This is a genomic window from Pelagicoccus sp. SDUM812003, assembly GCF_031127815.1.
Classification (GTDB): Bacteria; Verrucomicrobiota; Verrucomicrobiia; order Opitutales; family Opitutaceae; genus Pelagicoccus.
On sequence record NZ_JARXHY010000027.1, the window covers coordinates 1 to 18,879 of the forward strand.

Annotated in this window: 10 protein-coding genes; 8 read left to right on the plus strand and 2 right to left on the minus strand. The window is 55.4% G+C overall.

The window, feature by feature from the left end; all coding sequences use genetic code 11:
* Positions 1-402 precede the first annotated feature (402 nt).
* The 8 genes from QEH54_RS21740 (at position 403) to QEH54_RS21775 (ending at position 16,310) form a co-directional block, all read left to right on the plus strand.
* A complete protein-coding gene (locus QEH54_RS21740; protein ID WP_309020832.1) occupies positions 403-1,377 on the plus strand; it encodes a DUF4105 domain-containing protein in 975 nt (324 codons plus the stop codon).
* 396 nt (positions 1,378-1,773) lie between these two features.
* Positions 1,774-8,790, plus strand: coding sequence for a S8 family serine peptidase (locus tag QEH54_RS21745; protein WP_309020833.1), 7,017 nt, complete (start codon positions 1,774-1,776; stop codon positions 8,788-8,790).
* Positions 8,791-9,213: 423 nt separating this feature from the next.
* Positions 9,214-11,532: a serine protease gene (locus QEH54_RS21750; RefSeq protein ID WP_309020834.1), complete on the plus strand. Its 2,319-nt coding sequence runs from the start codon at positions 9,214-9,216 to the stop codon at positions 11,530-11,532.
* Between the two features lie 119 nt (positions 11,533-11,651).
* Positions 11,652-13,007 carry a hypothetical protein gene (locus QEH54_RS21755; RefSeq protein ID WP_309020835.1) on the plus strand — a complete coding sequence of 452 codons (1,356 nt, stop codon included), beginning with the start codon at positions 11,652-11,654 and terminating at the stop codon, positions 13,005-13,007.
* Between the two features lie 125 nt (positions 13,008-13,132).
* Positions 13,133-13,663, plus strand: a complete 531-nt coding sequence (locus tag QEH54_RS21760; RefSeq protein ID WP_309020836.1) for an OmpH family outer membrane protein — start codon at positions 13,133-13,135, stop codon at positions 13,661-13,663.
* Positions 13,664-13,772: 109 nt separating this feature from the next.
* Entirely contained in the window at positions 13,773-14,135 is a 363-nt protein-coding gene (locus QEH54_RS21765) for a DMT family protein (protein WP_309020837.1), read from the plus strand.
* Between the two features lie 357 nt (positions 14,136-14,492).
* The gene (locus QEH54_RS21770) at positions 14,493-14,984 is read left to right on the plus strand and encodes a cupin domain-containing protein (RefSeq protein ID WP_309020838.1); all 492 of its coding nucleotides are present in this window, start codon (positions 14,493-14,495) and stop codon (positions 14,982-14,984) included.
* Positions 14,985-15,044: 60 nt separating this feature from the next.
* Entirely contained in the window at positions 15,045-16,310 is a 1,266-nt protein-coding gene (locus tag QEH54_RS21775) for a hypothetical protein (RefSeq protein WP_309020839.1), read from the plus strand.
* Positions 16,311-16,312: 2 nt separating this feature from the next.
* On the opposite strand, the gene QEH54_RS21780 is transcribed toward QEH54_RS21775, so the two are convergent.
* Together QEH54_RS21780 and QEH54_RS21785 are read right to left on the minus strand one after the other, a co-directional pair.
* On the minus strand, positions 16,313-17,296 hold the full coding sequence (locus tag QEH54_RS21780; protein WP_309020840.1) for a hypothetical protein: 984 nt from the start codon (positions 17,294-17,296) through the stop codon (positions 16,313-16,315).
* A gap of 122 nt (positions 17,297-17,418) precedes the next feature.
* A complete protein-coding gene (locus QEH54_RS21785) occupies positions 17,419-18,807 on the minus strand; it encodes an RtcB family protein (RefSeq protein ID WP_309020841.1) in 1,389 nt (462 codons plus the stop codon).
* Positions 18,808-18,879: the final 72 nt, after the last annotated feature.

Here is an 18,879-nt window from a genome sequence, read left to right on the forward strand (position 1 = left end):
TCGAGCCTCGCTAGAACTTCAATCGATCAGTCGTGATGCCGGATCGGTGTCCGAGCGGTCGGGTAAAGCCCCTTAGCGTGTTGATCGTGTTGCCGCTCTAGCGATGTGTTCGAAACTGAATACGAACTTAGGATAAGAATTCGTGATTTCAAACAAACTCGTTATAACTTTATCTTTATTTCTCTTTCTTGAAATATTCTTTACGAATTCGGGTGCTTTCGGGTCGATTTCCACGTCGGAATCGCTTCTTTCCCCCGCCTAAGACCCTCAAAACCGCCAAAAAAAGAAATCTACCGACAGCCGCTCAGCGCTTGCCTACGTTTGGCCATTTCCCGCACTGTCACCTCCACAGCTCCCAGGCTTGACCGCTCCTAAAGCCCTCCCTGCAAACAACTACCCTCCATGACCTCTAGTCACTCCCGGTTAAGCAATACCGGCAGATTCGCCGCATGGATCGGCTTGCTTCTCTTCCTGCTCGTCAGCCTGATACTGATCGGCCAGTTCATCGGACTCGCCAGCAGCCTTTGCGCTTCGTTGGCAGTCATCAGTTGGGGCGTCCTTATCTGGATCTGCTCGCTGCGATTCGCCGGGCTGATCGTCGCTCTCACCGCTTTCATCGCTACGATCGGATACATCGCCCAGAGGCCATCCAACGATCGCGACTGGAAACCGGAGATCGCTCGCCTGCCGCGTTTCGAGATCGCCGACAAAACGCTATCACTCACTAACCTTCGAGACTTTCGATGGCGTTCAGTCAACGAATACGAAGAGCGCTGGGTGGATACGAACTACCAACTGGACGAGCTAAGGACTCTCGACGTTTTCGTGGTTCCGTTCGGACCCGCCGATCTCATGGCTCATGTGATGCTCAGCTTCGGTTTCGCAGACGGAAGGCGACTCGCCCTCTCAGTGGAAACGCGCCTCGAAAAGGACGAACACTATAGCCTGATCGGAGGAGCAGCTCGACAGCTCGAGCTGATCTACCTCTTCGGCGCTGAAGCGGACCTGCTGGGGCTTCGCATCTTCCATCGTGGAAACCGGGTCTACCGTTTCCCTTTGAAAACAACGCCGGATTTCGCCCGAGACCTGCTGCTCGATCTTTGCGCATCCGCCAATCAACTACACGAGCGCCCTCAATTCTACGCCACCCTGCGACACAACTGCACCACAACCCTTCTTCGCCACGTGGATCGCATCCATCCTGATCCCATTGGCTTTAGAAAAGAAATCCTTTTCCCCGCACACCTCGGAGAGCTCCTCCACCGTCTCGACTATCTGGATACCGATCTCGATTGGCCCGCCGCCCAAGAAGCCTTTCGCATCGACGAACGCGTCCGCCATAGCGGGGATCTCACAAACCTGTCCGATACCCTGTAAAACAAAGACTGAACTCTTTCGGAACCTAACAACGCCCCACCCCCTCCCTACGCCCTCTCTTCGCCTGCCTCTCGACCGAGGAGCGCCGCTTCATGCCACCGACTTTATCTAATGAACGCTTGAAGTCGCATTCGCCACAACCCCTGCCCTCGAAGCCATCGCCCAGATCCAAACGCAAAAGGAAAGCGCAGCCGAAGGCTTCGTCATCGAGCCTCCAAGTTCGATCAAAGCCAGGATAGAAGAAACGCCCAAACCGTCGCCGACTCGCTCCCAGCAGGTTGCAGAGACAAACCCAGCTGGGATCTTCTCAACAAGCGGTTGCACAAGCGGAATCCCATGTTCCTAACTAAGTAATTCCCGTTTTTTCATATTGATCGAAAGACCTAGCACGCTATCATGACCACGCCCAAGCTGATTGCAGGGCACGTCCGTATGAACCCCATTCGCGCTTCCGTCCTCCTCCTTGCCGCTTTCATCGCCACTGTTTGTTTCTTCGTATCAACAAGCGAAGACGAACCAGAGCAGCCTACCTCAACCAGGCAGCTGTCGGACAATCAACCGGTCGCGTCTTCCAGTTCCCCAAATGCTGGTCTGGTTTCGACCTCTTCCGTAGCGCCCGCAGCAACAGACTCGGGCATCGGAAACCTCCTTCGCGCCGTTCCCGAACTCTCCAGACACATTCTCAGCCGAGTGGGGAACGTCGAACTCGCAGCCACCGGCGAGTCAGGCAGAGCGCTCCTCTTCAAACCGCACGCCTCCCCGGGCAACCAAATCGTCAGAGTTGAGCTTCCAGAAAAACGCGATTCCGCGCGCTCGCCCATCCACCTCATGGCGGCGAACCGAATCGTCGTTCACCCTGCCCCCAACACCTCCGAAAGCGAGGGACTTGCTCTCGCCCGCAAGCTCAATGGTCAAGTGGTTGGGCGCGATAAGCTAACTGATGCCTTCCTCATCGAATTTCCCGGATACGAGGATCTCTCCACACTCCCTCGTCTCGTATCCAGCCTCCCGTCGGAGGAATCTTGGATCGCTTTCGCCGAACCCGATTTCCTCTACCGAATGGCCAGGGTTCCCAACGATCCAGATTACTCCAGACAAAAGGCCATGGACAGCCAATCCACCGCGCCGGGAAACATCCACTCTGCCATCAACGCCAGCGCCGGCTGGGATACGCGCACCTCCGCCGCTTCCCAAATCGTCGCTGTCATTGATACAGGAATACAGCTAGCCAACCCAGACCTCAAGAACAACCTTTGGAGCAACCGACTTGAAAAGGTAGACGGAATCGACAACGACGGAAACGGCTACATCGACGACATTCACGGCATCAATCTGATCGATAAGAACCAGCTCCCCGACGACACCGACGGACACGGCACCGCCGTCGCAGGCCTCATCGGCGCCAGCGGCAACAACCGCTACGCCATCGCCGGTGTCGCTTGGCAAGTCCAGCTCATGCCCATTCGCATCTTCGGAGAGGATGGCTTCGCAGCTTCTTCCGATGCAGCGACGGCTATCCTCTACGCCGTCAACCACGGAGCCAAAATCATAAACGCAAGTTGGGGAGGCGAAAGCGATAGCCTGCTCCTCAAACGCGCCATCGAGCGCGCCAACGATGCCGGCGCTCTCTTTGTCGCCTCAGCCGGAAACGAGTCGCAGGATATCGAATACGCTCCCACCTACCCAGCCAGCTACCAAATTCCCAACATCCTCACCGTCGCCGCCACAACGCTCTACGGGAACCTTGCCAGCTTCTCAAACAGCAACGAAAGCCTCGTGCACATCGCCGCCCCGGGCGAGAATCTCATTTCCCTCTCCATCAAACCCGGCCAAACCACAGCGCTGTTCTCCGGCACCTCCTTCTCCGCTCCACTCGTCAGCGGCATCGCAGCACTCGCTCGAGAACAATTCGGGCCGGAATCTCCCGAAGCCCTCAAACGGCGCATCCTCGTGTCCGCACGCGTTTACGAGGAACGAGTCATCCCCCAAACCCTCAGTCGCGGACATGCCGACCTCGACCGCGTCCTACGCGAAATCAAGTCGTCTCCAAAAAACGACGACAGAGAAAACGCCATCGAGCTCACCCCTCTAAACGATCGCCACTCCGGCAACACCTCCCTCGCGGGCACACAGAAGAACGAACCCCTCCCCGACAGCTCCAGCGCCTGGGGCACCGTTTGGTACTCCGCAAAACCTGACACAGATTCGCCATTTCGGATCAGGGTCTCCGACCAAGGTCCAGACACCGTGATCAGCTTCTTCGCCGGCGATGAATTGACTCCCATCGAAGCAACGGTCCTCGAAGACTCCGACTACATGGCTCGATTCGAGCTATCCGCCGAAAGCGAGGAGACGATCTACATCCAAATCGCTGCCAAACGACTCATCTGGTTTCAGATCGCCCTCGAAACGATTCCCCAAAACGACAACTTCGCCCAATCCATCCCCATCTCCCTAGAGCCTTTTGCTGTTTCCGCCAACAGCCTCTACGCGACAAGCGAAAACGACGAACCTAGCTACAACGGCGAAGGCTCCGTCTGGTGGACCTATCTCGCCCAAGAAGACGGTCAACTCCAGCTCTCCACAGCAGGGAGCGACTTCGATTCCCTTCTCCACGTTTACACTGGCCAGGCTCTCTCATCCCTACGGACCATCGCCTTCAACGACGACGTCGACCTTTCCGCCACTCACAGCGAACTCGTCATCGATGTGCAAAAAGGCGGTAGCTACCACATCCGCGTCTCCGGGAAAGGCTCTCATCCTCACCACGCGAAACTGAGCGGTCGACTCCTTCGCAAACCGCTATTCGTCGAACTCCCCAGCGACACCACCCTCCCCATCGGCGCCCAAGCCTCCTTCCGAGGCCGCGCTCTAGGGCCGCGCCCCATCACCTATCAATGGTACTTCAAAGGTACGCCCATTCCCGGAGCCGACTCGCCGCTTCTCATCATCGAAGCCATCGACGAGTCCGACGTCGGCGAATACACCTTGGTGGCCACTTCACCCGCGGGAAAGACCTCTAGTCCGCCCGCAAGACTTGCCCTCCTTGGCCAGGCGCCCGAATTCGCCCTCCAGCCTCGCTCGGGCGACTTTCCACAATCGAGCGACATCACGCTCGCCGCCTTTCTCAAGAATCCCTCCGGAGCCTCCTACCAATGGTATAAAGACGACGCCCCGATAACAGGAGCCAATGCCAACTCCTTCCTCATCGAAAACGCCGAGGCATCCGACTCCGCTACCTACCACCTCGTCGCGACCAATCCCAACGGCAGCATTCAAAGCGCATCCGCCATCATCACCGTCGGCGACGAGCAAGATTTCCTCTGGCGCCCCATCTTCGACGACGACTCTGTGCGAGACATAGTCGGCATCGTCCAGATCCACGGACAAGCCACCTGGTTCGCAGCCGCCTACGATCGACTTTGGCAATCCACTGACGGTTTCAGCTGGGAAGAAGCAAACATCCAGATCGATGGCCAACCTACCGGACCGGGCGAGTTCGCCAGCGTTCGGAAAGTGATGTATGGAAATGGGAAATACATCGTCGCTTTCGACTCCGTGTGGGCCGTCGGCGCTTCACTTGAAAAGCTCGTCATGGTCAAAAGCCCTGATACCAGAAACCGAGTTCGTGCCTACAACGGCGCCTTCCTCAACGGCTACTTCTACGCCTGGCAAAATCAGTCCCAACAACTCTCCCGTTCACTTGACGGCGTCATCTGGGAGAACCTCCCTGCCCGCATCTTCCGCCCTAAAGACATCATCGCCAACCCCGCCCAAAGCGCATTCGGCGTCATCCAATCCGATGCCTTCCACTTTTCCACCGACATGGAAAACTGGGCCGAATACGCCCTCCCCTACGTTACCGCATGGAACACGCCGCTCTTGCACGACGGGACGCGCTTCGTCGTCGCCCTCGGTGGCGGAAGGATCTATTCCACACCAAACGGCAAGAGCTGGACCCAACACACACCGCTTCCCGAAGGCGAAGGCTCTATCATGTCCAGCGCGTATTCTAAGGGCAAATACATCATGCTCAGAAGCGACGGGCTTTTCGTTTCCTCCGATTTGCAGACGTGGGACTTCACCCCCTTCGAAGCCTATAACATCGAAACCCTATACGCCCAAGACGGCATCCTGATCGGCGACGGCATTTCTATCAATCCCGCCCGCCTGCTCAATTCCACCCAAACCGACTTCGCCCCGCCCATCATCCTCCCCCAAAGGATGAGTCCATACTATCGGCTTTCTCCAGGCACCCGACTCACCCTCTCCGTGGAGGTTCAGCGAACGATCGCACCCATCGACCGTGTGGAGTTCCTCCACAATGGACAGCCCTTCGCTACTCTAACCCAATCGCCCTACGCCACAACCTGGCGCGCGGAGAAAAAAGGGACTCAGAGCATCGAAGCCGTCGTTTACGATTCCGAGGGGCGAGCATCCCGCACCGCTTCCACCATCACTGTCATCGCCCCTCAGACCGCTCTCGACCCCAGCCAGGGCGTGCCTAGCGGGGCCTACGAACTCGTCGAAGCCTTCGGCTCCATGTTCGCATCCGGTGGCGAACCTTTTCTGTATCGACTAAACAACGACAACTCCTGGATCCCGCACAAGTCGTTCTCCGAGTCCGCCATCAGAAAAGTCTTCGCCTTCCACGACAGTCTCTATGTCTTCGCCGGTCCCCACCTCTATCGTACCACTGACGGCGACAATTGGGAACTTACGCTCAGCCATATCGAAGACTCGGAGATTCACCTCACCAACACTTGGCTGATCGTCTCCCGTCGTGACGACTCGTTGGAGGCTTGGTTCACCAGCGACGGCGAATCCTGGATACGCTCCCAGACAGAAAACCACTTCATCTACGGGGCTCTCAACGACACCCTCGTGTGCAAAGTAAATCTCTCGAACAAAATTGGACTCCTAGCTCCTGGACAGAAACTCCGCCTTGCGAATCTGCCTCCCAACGCGAACGTGCAAGACACCTGCACCGATGGCCTGTGGTTCTATATTGGCTACAACTCACGCAACGAGGACTATCAATACCAAATATCTCGTACCCGTGATTTCAATACATGGGAGAGCATAGCATCTATAGACGGCAACTACCTAGACTATGCCAACAACCTATTTACCCTCGCGGGGGGCAAGCTTTCCAGCGACCTGCAAAATTGGATAGAACTCGGCTTCAGCTTCAGCGATGCTCTTAAGACCGAAGACGCCTATCTCCTGGCCGTCAACGGCGATATCCTCAGATCCGTAAATGGGGTCCAATGGGATACCGTCCTCGAAGGACATGTCGACCGGCTAATGGAAACCAGCCATGGTTTCTTCGCCTGGACAAACGACTATTCCCAATCCGGCCAGGGCATCTACCATTCGCTCGATGGCATCCAGTGGGCCACCCTTCAGGAAACACCGGTAGTCGCCTGGGAACCCTACACCGACATCGCCTTCGGAAACGATCGCTACGTCGCCGCCGGTGAAAAACAGGCCATTTCGTTCGACGGACGCGCCTGGACGCCACTCGACAAATCAATCGGACTCGGCGAATCCGTCGCATTCGGAAACGACCGCTTCCTCGCCTCGACCAAAGGACAAACGCACCTCAGCGTTGCATCTAGCGAAGACGGCAGAAGCTGGACCATCCACAAAGTAAACGAAACGGAAAACTCCCGTCCCATTCTTACCTATCTCGAAAAAGCGAACGCTTTCTTCCTCTACGACGATCAAGCAAAGACGCTTCTCAAATCCAAAACCGGCCAAAGCTGGTCCACCGTCACCAACCGACCTATCTACAACGCGTATCTGATAGACAACTACATCGCGATCCACTACGAAGACGATTTCTCCACCCAATTTACTATCGATGGAACGACGTGGAGAAAGACAGATCGCATCGCCCAATCATTCGCCCACGGTTATTACTATAGTCAAAACTACGTTTCTGCCAATGGCGCCAACTGGGAGCTAATAGAGTCGTTCCAGCTCCACAGCGACTCCGGACCTAAGATCCCTCTTCGCGATGGCTCGCTTCTTATCAAGTCAGCCTCCGAGATCGACGGCCTCAACCTTTTATATAAAACACGAAACGGAAAATTCGAGAAATGGGTCCTTGCGGATATCAACGACTACGGATTCGGCCACTTCTACCTCAACGGCATCAACTTCCTTCTCGGAAACGAAATCCGGCAAATCACCACCGACGACCTGTTCCTGAAACAGATCAAATTGTCCTCCCCAGCGATCGAGGCCAAGGTCGGCGATACTCTGCCGCTTCGCTTGGAAATTGAAAACCAAGGGCTTGTCGACATCGATCTCGATGGCATGCTTCTCGAGTCCCGCCTCATCCAAACGGAAAACGGATTCCAGTCCGAAGGGTTCACTCTCGCCAGCGAACCTCTCCCTCAAACAGCCCTTCCGGTCGGAGAGACCAAATTCCTCGACCTAGAGATCGAAATCCCTCCCGGCGTTCACCCAGGCGCCTACCACCTCTCCGCCCTCCTCAACCCGCAGCAAACCATCCCAGAATACTCGATCGACAACAACTACGCCCGCGACGACGACTCTCTCATCACCCTCCCGCAAGGCTCCCTCTCCATCACCGTTATCGGAAACGGTGACGTCGCCATCACTCCCGATCGAAATCAATACGCCATCGGTGACACCATCATCCTCACCGCCCTTCCTCACCCCAAACATCGACTCAAGTCGGCCACCGGGCCGACCATCGAAAGGCAAAACCTCTACGCCGCCACCATCGAAGCCCAAACATCCGTCACCTTCGAATTCGAAGAGGCACTCTACACCATTTCGATCACTGGCAGCCCTCACGGAACCATCGAAGTCGATCCCCTAAAAGAAACGTATCTGGAAGGCGAATACGTAACGGTCAAAGCGACTCCGCACCCCAATCATACCTTCATCCGCTGGCGAACCGGGCTCGATTCCCCCGAGCAAGAGCAGACTTTCGCCATCCGTAGCAACATCGAGCTATCCGCCCTCTTCGGACAAAGCTACGCCCAGTGGACTCAAACCTCTTTCACCGAGGAACAACGAGCTGACGAATCCACTATCGCCACCTCCGCCGACCCAGACCACGACAACATAAACAACCTCTGGGAATACCTCACAGGCCAAGACCCAAACTCAACATCGCTAATAAAACCGATCGAGTGGAGCCTGTCGGAGGAAACGCTCACCATCAACTTCCGCTACAGCATCTTGGCCTCGGACTATACGGTTCAACTCCAAACAACAGAAGACGGGAAAGCGTGGATAAAACCCACCGGAGCCATCATCTTTTCCGACCTATCCGCGACGGAAGTTGTCGGCCAGCTATCCATCCCAATATCCGAACACGATCACCTACTGGTCAGGCTCGCCGCAACGCCAGAAGAGTTGAATGAACCGTGATAGCGGGTTTTCGCAGGGCGCGAGCGACCTGTATAAATTACGTACAGTGAACCCCAGGTCGACACCGCTCAACGAGCTCATGGTCAAGGGAACTGAATCCCGACGAGTGAGCGTTACTTTTAGAAAGACGCAAAGGTAGGGCGTGACCGCCGGGCACGCCGCACAAGCCTCCATCCGGAAAGCGCCCGTTCAAACGAAGAATACCGACTAACGATTCGTCGACCCCCTTTTTGAACTCGAAAAATCACGTATAGGCCAATAGCGATTCTAACATCCCTTTATGATCCAAATATCTATGCTCCCTAGGCTCTACTCGCGCCTTAACAACGGACCGAGTCTGAACACCCGACCTGTAGAAATCTACAATCTCGAGACCCAAGTGAGCGATAAGGAAGTAGAAGAGAGGGATGATGCGTGACATCTATGAATGGAACTTTGAAACGGACGGCACTGAGCGTTTGCTTAGGTCTATGCGGTGCGTGGGCATCGCTAGCCCAAGATCAACCGCCTCCCGAGGTCGAGGCGGCGATTCCTTATGTCATCGGTGGCTCAAACGCCCCTCTCGATAAATATCCCTGGGCGGTTGCCTTGGTGGGAAGAGATGCGATGAATGGCGAGCTGCACGAGAGGCAGTTTTGCACCGGAGCGCTGGTGCATCCCTATTGGGTTCTGACTGCTGCCCACTGCGTGGCAGATCTGCAGAGCTTCGAGTATTTGGCGGTCGCGGTGGGAAACGGAAACTTGGTCGCCGGCTCGATGAACGAGTATCCAGTCGACTTGGTTATCCGTCACCACTACTACGCCCCGGAAATCGACCTGGAAGCCGACGTCGCGCTCTTGCGTCTTGCCGAACCGGTGCTGAACCGAACCCCGATCGCCATCAACCTCGACCAGAATCTGGATAAGGATCGCAATATGGCTCGAATACTTGGCTGGGGCAAAACAAACCAAAACTTCTACGAACCGGACAACGTGAAGCGATTGCAGGAAGCGAGTTTACCCATCGTGGACAGGGCTCTGGCGAACAGCCCTGCGCACTTTGGCGGCCTGCTCTCCGATACGATGATCGCCGCAGGTCGAGCGAACCCCTTGACGTCTGCATATTCTGGAGATAGCGGAGGACCTCTGGTAGTGGAAAACGTGGGGTCAGAGGAATACGTCCTGCTGGGGATCACGAGCTGGGGGTATACTTGCAATTTGGATACGACCCCGTACGGAGCATTCGGGAACGTTTCGAAACACAGCGAATGGATAGGTTCGGTGATTTCGCCCGACAATTGGCAAGTGGATAGCGGATCGCGCTTCGCGAAGTATAAAGAGGCAGACCAGCTGGAGAACAAGGTCGAGCTTCAGCCCGTATTTAGAGGTGGAAGCTTACGAATCTCCCTAGAGCAATCGATGAACGGGCGTTCAAATCTGCGTCTGGAAGAAGGCGTGGAAGAGAATCGCTTCGGAAGTCGAGCGCTCAGGTTTAGGGAGGTCGATGGCTTCTCTCCGCTCGAGGAAGGATGGAATTTCGACCCCGCGAGCGGGGTGTTGCAGAGAACGCTCGAACCATCGTCAGCGCTAGCGGATCAGTTCTTTTTGAGAGTGCAGCGCGAGGCGGGCATCACCCCTCGTCCCGGCCCCTACCCGCTTAGCCCAGGAATGCTGGCGTCCGGCAAACGGCTAGTTGAATCTCACTTGCTCGGAGACCGTAACATCTGGTTCGAGCTGCTCGGTCATCAGCCCGGAGACACGATCACCTTCAGCGGCTGGTCGCCAAACAACATCCAAATGGCGATTGTTGCCAGCGATGGAAATCAAACCACCCTGGCCGCGACGAATTTTTCTCATAACAACTACCCATGGGGCGCTCAGCTATTGAATGTGACGGTGGAGAAGGGAATGCGGTACTACGGTATCGTTCACGAAAGCCCATCCTTTGAAGTCTCCAACTGGGTTAACTTGGAGCGGAAGGAGATCAGGCTAAACAGTCCGATATCCGGGACTCTCGACGCTTCGGATACGAAAACGGCTCGAAGCGGTCACTTTTGCGAGTTCTTCGAAATGCTCGACAAAAGCAATCAAGAGCTTCGCGTAGATCTGTATTCAGATTTCGATAGCGTCCTGCAACTCATAGAGCTCGAATCCGGCAAGGTGCTCACGGAGGTAGACGACGTCCATGGCCGAGGGACGGAGTCATTGTTTTTCTACCACAAGCACGCCGACAAAAGCCTAGGAATTCGTATCGTGAATACGGATACCAACCAGATGGGCAACTATCGTATCGAATTCAAAAGGCATTACAAGCCAGAGGAGCTGAGAATAGGTTCCACCTCAAGGTCGGCGCTCATGGAGAGTTCCGAGTCCGACTACATCGATGGAGTGACCGCATATTTCGATTTCTGGGAGCTAGTCGGACTGACCGCCAACAGGCGAACTTATATAAGTGTCGAAGGTCTTGGAAACTATGCGCCCTCATTTGCGATACTCGACGTGACAAGGCAAGAAACTGTAGTCGAAGGATTTAGCATTTGCCCGGATGATTCCGTGGCGAATTTCGTACCTGCAGCCGGAAGAACCTATGTGCTAGGCATCGCAGGCAGCACGGAGGAATTGAATGGAAACTACAGGATATCGAGCTCCCGCAATCCGATCGTCCTGGGCATGAGCCCCGACGGGGAGCCGGTGAAGCGGCCCAGATTTCCAAAGGACATGCAAACTGTCTTTTGGCACTCCAAACTGCAGGAGTCTTACTAGTGGAGCTGCCAGGTTCTAGGGCGCGTACATCGAAAATGTGTGACAAAGAGAGTCAAAACGGGTCAGCTCATCAGGAGCTGTTGCCCAGGTTTGAGGATAAGAAAACGCCTTTGATTTGTGTGTCTGGATATCGTGTGGACTCAACTGGCATCCACGATCGCTTCCTACGCTGGCGGCACTTCGGTTTCTGGAAATACGCCGAGCGGGCCAAACTGGAAACGAATCAGAAATCCCTATCCCTAGCCTTTCGATTCAACGGGCGAAAGAAACCGCTCAAGATCCAGGTGGGAAACACCTTTTCGAACGCCTTGAAAATGATAGGCATTCTTGAACAAGGGATCATCAATTCTCCGTCACTCGCGATAGATCCAGAGACAGAAGGATTCCTTGAAGAAGCAAATCTGTATCTTGGCTTAAAGGATACGGACTCTCCCGAACTTCAGCCGAAGCTCAAGCTCGCCAAGGCGAAACTCCACGTTCGACTTGGCGATTCCAAAGCGGCTCGCAAAGAGGTGAAAGACCTGATCGCAAGCGGAAACGAGCATGAAGCAGCGGCGCGCGCTATCCGGCTGCACTCCTACCTCCTTGAAGCCGACGCAACTCTGGCACGCGTTGAATTCAAAACGATCTCTAAGCGATTTCCCGAGAACCAAGAGGCACGCACCCTTTGGGCAATTTGGCTGCTCGCCCGAGAGGAGAGCTACGCCGAAGCCTTCGCCCGAGAGACAATTCGCACAGCTGACTTGCTCGAGAATCGCTTGGAAGTCGAAAGCCAGCTGGTCAACTACCTCGCTCGCCAACTTCGATACGACGAGGCACTTGATATCCTCGACAACCACCTGGTATCGACCAGCGAGATCGACCACCAGCAGCGTCGGGGTATCGAGGAAGCAAAAGCGGAAATCCAGAGGCTAAAAACCGACAAAGCCTACAATCGTCGAATGACGGTTTGGCAGCCGCTCAAAGCCAAGATCATCGTTTACGGAATTCTGGCAATAGTCGCTCTGGCATTTCTTTGGCCTGCGATTCTCGAGACGCCCAAGCTGACATCAGACTGGCAGGAGCTGAAGCAGCTCGAAACGCACGGCCTCATCGCATCCAGAGGTGAGTTCAGCCCGTACCTTCGCGATCTCGATTTCGGGTTCGTTCAGCTGAGCTTCGTTTTCAGCTTAAAGGGAGAGAGCGACCCAGCTTCAGACAGACCAGTATTTCACGACCACTACGGAAGCGTTGTGCTAAGACGAGCAGCAGCGAATGAAATCTTAGCCGATACCAGAAACCACTCGGTCACCTACCTTGCCGATTCTCCTTTCACCTGCACCGTCTACCCAATCACCAAGGAAAACTACATCGGCATCATCGCCGAGCACGCCCCTGCGTACCTGATGGCGATCATCGTTTTGCTAGTGTTTCTGTACTACTCGCTCAAGGACGTGTACAAGAAGATCAAATACAGCGGCGGGGTGTCAGGGTAACCAAACGCCAGACCACTTTCTCCCGAGAAAAACGTGATAGGCCGTCACACCAATTCGGATTCAGAAAGCGTCACGCCATCCGACAACCAGATTTCACCCAAGAAATCATGCCGCCAATTAATCCTGTGACCAAAAAGATCGTCGCCATTGCCCTCGTAATCTCGACTGCCGCTTTGGCTTTCCACACTGCCCACGCTGCCGAACAGTCGATCAAGTACCTGAACGTAGACTACGTGCTCGCCAATGCGCCCGGAATAGAAACCGTGAAATCCGAACTCGAGTCCTATCATGCTACAATGCAAGACGAGTTCGATAGCAGACGAGACGAGCTCGCAGTCGCTATGAGAAAATTCCAAGAAATAGCAACCTTGCTGTCAGAAGCCGATAGAGAAGAACGTGTGCTAAAACTCCAACAGCAGCAGCGTGACCTCGAGGAATTCTCCCGTACCCTGCAGCCCGAATTGGACAAGAAGCGAGTCGCTCTGCTAGAGCCGTTCTACCAGCGAATCCAAGTCGCCACCGAAGCCGTCGCCAAGCGCAACAACTACGACTACGTCTTGAAACCGCGAGCAGGAGACTCGACGACTATCCTCTTCGCAAAGCCCGAGCATGACATCTCCGAACTCGTTCTAGAAGAACTCGCAAAAGCAAATTAACCAAGATCGCTCGCCTATTTCGATCCGACTTGCCAATTGACTGGCGTTCTATCAACGGGTTTCCGTAGAGCGGGTTCGTCGATCCGCTTTCCGTGCTGAAGCTACATCGATGAAAGCCACCCTTCTCACTATTGCCATGCTCACAGCCAGCAATGTCTTCATGACCTTTGCCTGGTACGCCCATCTTAAAGAGCTCGCCTCCAAACCTTGGATCGTGGCCGCCCTTGCTAGCTGGGGCGTCGCCCTGTTCGAATACCTCTTGCAAGTGCCCGCCAACCGTATTGGTCACGGCGTCATGAACCTCGGCCAACTGAAGATCCTGCAAGAGTGCATCACCCTCGCCGTGTTCATTCCCTTCGCGGTCTTCTACATGAAAGAAAACCTGCGGCTCGACTACCTCTGGGCTTCACTTTGCATTCTCGGCGCCGCTTTCTTTATCTTTCGCCCAGAAATCATGAAGCTGCTAAGCTAGCTCTCCAAAAGATTCACATTTCAGATCGCTCAAACGAAAAGGGGACATTTGTTCCACTTATCGGATACACAAACAAAGCCCATATAGATACGAAAAATCCATCTCTACTCGTCGAATTCTCTTCTGAACAGGAACGGATCGGTTATTTAGTGGGGCCGCGCAAAAGTTGAGTCTTCCATAAAGTCGTTCGGCTTCTCTACCACTGCGGACAAACTCAAGCGTAAATCCGCAGAACGCTTTCCATCGATCGGGCACTACGTAGCCGGTATTGGGGCACCCGCCACCAAAAGTATCCTTTTAGGACATTATTCGATTCAGCGGTTTTCGCTAAAGTTGGCTCCTCAACCGAAAACCGTTATGAATACACTAGCCACTTCAAACCGCAACCAAACGTTGCGTGTGATCAATCCGACCGAGGGTCGAGGCATCTGGGTCCTGAACGACTACCAGATCCACAAGCTGTCGGGCGCCGACACCGGGCAGGCTCTCAGCCTCTTCTTCGCTAACGTCGCCCCAGGCGAGGGACCACCACCTCACATCCACGAACGCGAAGATGAGATCTTCATCGTACTCGAGGGCAAAATCGAGTTCGCCTCGCGTGACACCGTGCACGTCGCCGGACCCAATTCGGTCGTATTCGCTCCACGGGGACAGCAGCACAGTTTTCGAAACTGCGGGGACGCCATTGCTCGTATGGCAGTGATCCTGACGCCTGCCGGATTCGAAAACTTCTTTGCCGAGGTCGGACTGGAGAAGGACTGCCCTCATGCCCGCCCTTCTGTCGCACCCGAGGAAATCGAACAGATGCTTCAGTGCGCTGCACGGTACGGACTGACGTTTTGCTCTTAATCCAAAACGGAGAAATCTCCCGATATGAAAACATCTGTTAAACGCTGTATTCATTTTTCAATGATTCGTTTCGGAGCCATTATCGCGAGCAGCTCGGTCATCGCATACAGCGAGGCCAAGCCGGAAAGCGACTTCAACGAACTTTATCAAGCCATCCTGGAAGCCGATACCAAGCATACGGGGGGCGTCAATAGCAGCGCCTTCCTCGAGTCCGCCGTAGCTTGGTCCGACCGCGAATTCCGGGAGGAAATAGACTACTTCAACGAGCGCTACGGCTCGACCAAAGCCGAGGTCGAACCGCCGTTGTCGACCCAGAGCTTGCCTGATCGCATCAACCTGATCGCCCCGCTGCGCGAGATCCCGGCTCCTCTCTCCGATCCACAAAAGGCATACACCACCGACATCCCCGCTCGCTACGGTCCCTACTTCGAAAAGCTCGATCGTCTTCAGTCCGACCTCGAAGACCGAGCCTATCAGATCCGAGAGAGCTGGGATTCGACTGGGCAAGCCGAACGGGCGGAGAAAAACGCCCGCAAAGCTGCGGAGAGCAACTCCATCGTCGCCCGGCTCGGCGGCCTCGCTCGCCTGCAATCGCTTTCGAAATCTCAAAGGGAAAAGGAAGCCGCCGCTGCCGCTCTGGCTGCAACCCGGGACAAAAACCGTGCTAACCAACCGGATGGCGGTATGGGAACTCTAACCAGCAGGCTGTTATCAGATCCTGAATACAGGGCTCACTGGGAAACCATGTCCGACGCGGAACGAGCCAGCGAAATGGCCCTGTACCGCGAGATCGACGGTCCCTCCAAGTCAGTCACAAAACCAGCCAAGCCCAGCTCAGCCACCGCAGTTCGCTCAAAGATCGCGAAGACCAACGAGGAGTTGGCAAAGATCGCCGAATCGCTTAGTCCCGCCATGATCCGATGCGAGACGACCTTCGTCGCCGCTCGCGATCGCGTCGAGAAATGGTATCGAGATCGCTTGGAAACACTTCCTTACGAAGTGGTGGGCGAAACTCGAGAAAAGGCAGGCCACGGCGCGCTGCTGCGGGCGAAAGCCTATCTGCTTTACGCCATCGGGAAACAGGAAAGCGAGTCGCGAGCCCAGCTTTGGAACTGGCAACGCAATCGCGTAATCTCCGCTTACAGATCTATCAACGCTTTCCTCAGCGATCAAGACCTGAGCGCCCTCAACGCTGAAGATTCCGTCATCGTGCTAAACTTCGTAGGCGGAGCCTTCCAAGGCATGGATCGCCTGGCTCGAGAGTCTGAGCACCTTTCGGGAAGCAGCGCCGCAGAGCAGTATTCATTCGACCTATACGTCTACTAAGATCAATCCCGGCTTGCGTTGGCCGGATGCAGCTCCTCCGGGTGCTGTCTCAGATAATGCAAGAGCTTGCGGCGCTTTTCGGCGCCGCGAGCTTCGTTGCCGGCGAGACAACTATCCTGCTCCTCCAGCCAACCAGGTTCGCGCTCGCTTACATGCTCGTAGACGGCAATCCAGCGTTTCTTGATAGCTGGCAACGAAAGCGAAAGCTGTCCCGCCATCTCCTGATCCGTCGATCCGGCCAAAGCCAGCTTGAGCAACTCCTGCTGGCGTTGGGTGAACCGAAAGCGGGTTGGAATCTCGTTGAACAGATAGGAAGCGGTGGTTCCTTTAGCGTTCGCGATTTCCGCATTGCTGGTCCCGACCTGAAAAACATCCATCGGCGACGAACCCGCTTCTAGCCGCAGGTCTCGCCAAACGCCCTTCAGCGTCTGCCCGCAGGACAAGCCCCATTGGCAAGTACGCTCGTCGTGAACCTCGCAAAAAACCTCACGCATGCGAAAGCCTCTCAAATCCGTGAAAGTGTCTCCCCAGCGAGCATGCACCTGGTGCAACTGCTCCTCGTTAAGCGAGCGATGAGTCAAAGCCTGGTTGAAATAGAAAGCGGTCAACCCCGGGCCTTGATTCAATCTACGGATCTCCTCCGGTCGCAAAACTAGGCGTTCCCCCGCCAGCTCCCGCCGAGCCAACTCCGCTCTGGCAAACGGCGTATCCGCCTGCCGGAGACGTTCCGCGAACGCTTCAGCCACAAAAGCCACTACACTGAAGCCCACGATCTGCGGATTACGCAACTGACTGATCTCTTCGATCACATGGGCTACCAGCTGCCCGCTCCGTAGCCAGTCCTTCAACAAATCCGGAACCTGAGAACGGATGCGCTCGTAAAAGACGAACGGCTCGCCCAGGGCATGGAAGCAAGGCTCGATATCCTCGTACCGGGCGTGGCGATGGCTAAGTTGAAGCGGAGCGACAAACGTCGAAGCACTCATGATTCGAATGGCTTCAGTTTGACAGGCTCCCTAGCAAAAGAAAGCAAAAGCCTCGGACCGCATCGATTTTGACCAGGTTTCGAATATAAGCGGGAATAGTAAAAAATGCCGCTTAACCTCAATCAATCCTCCGGACGCTCTCCTGCGGGAGCCATCTTCACCAGGCGGGGGAAGAAGCGTGCAAGCGGTTCGACAAGGTCGGACTGGGCGGCCATGACTTCGTCGATGTCTTTGTAGACGTACGGAACTTCGTCGATTCCGGCTGACAGCAAGCGAACACCTCGCTCCTGCAGGAGTTTGTTGGCGTCCTTCCAGTTCAGCTTCGATGCGGCTTGCTTGCGGCTCATGACGCGACCGGCTCCGTGAGAGGCCGAGTTTAGAGACTCCGGGTTGCCTTTTCCTCGCACCACGTAAGCCGGACTCGCCATGGAACCTGGGATCACGCCTAGGACACCCTCGCCTGCCGGGGTCGCGCCTTTGCGGTGAACAATGACTTCCTTGCCGTCGTGTTGCTCCTTCCAGGCGAAGTTATGGTGGTTCTCAACGTCTAGTATCGGTTCAAGGCCTAGGTTCTCCGCCACATGTTTATGGATACAGGCATGGTTCGCAGCCGCGTAATGCCCCATCAATTCCATGGCCTTCCAGTACTCCTGACCGTCTTGGGAATCGAGGTCCAGCCATGCCAGATGCTGCAACTCCTTCGGCAATTCCGGATGGGAGTCCTTCGCTAGCTTAGAGTAATGAGCGGCCACGTTGGCGCCCGTGCCGCGGCTACCGCTATGGCTCATCAGAGCCACATAGGTACCCAGAGCTACGCCAAGCGACGTATCCGAAATCTCGATCTCGCCGAACTCGACGAAGTGGTTTCCGCTTCCGCTGGTTCCTAGCTGCTTCCAGGCCTTGTCCTTGCACTGCTGCGTGATCGGCGAAACCGACCAGTCGCGGTCCATAACATCGTGCTGGCGTTTCTCGCGAAAGAATCCGCCAACGCCGAACTTGGTCTCCGTATTCAGAGCGCCCGTGAAGCGACCGTTTCCTTCGTCTCGAAGCAGACGCTTCACTGGAATATCAAACACGCTCAACTTCATGCGACAGGCGATATCCACGCCAACCGCGTACGGAATAACCGCGTTGTTCGTCGCCAAAACACCACCGATCGGCAGGCCGTAGCCCGGATGGGCGTCTGGCATCAAAGCTCCACGCTCGGCGACCGGCAGACTGCAGCCATTGAGCATTTGCTGAATGGATACAGCCTCCAAATCCTCTCCCCATTGCTTGTAGGGCGCAGGGGTCTCGCGAGCGACGTAGCGCTTTCCGTGCAGCTTCTCCGCCAGATCGCCTAGTAGCCCATCCTGCAAGAAGTCGCCCGGCTTCTGGACCACTGCCGACAATATCAAACGCATGTCACCGGAACGCTTTCCGTCATTGGCAAGTTGCTTGATAACCTCCATCGCCGACCGGAGGGGATCTCCGGCCGGAATGCCTATATCTAATAAATCTTTGTTTTTCATGATATACCAACCCACGAATTCCTCGAATCATCACGAATGTATCTATAACTTCCTAAAAGATTGGTGCAAATT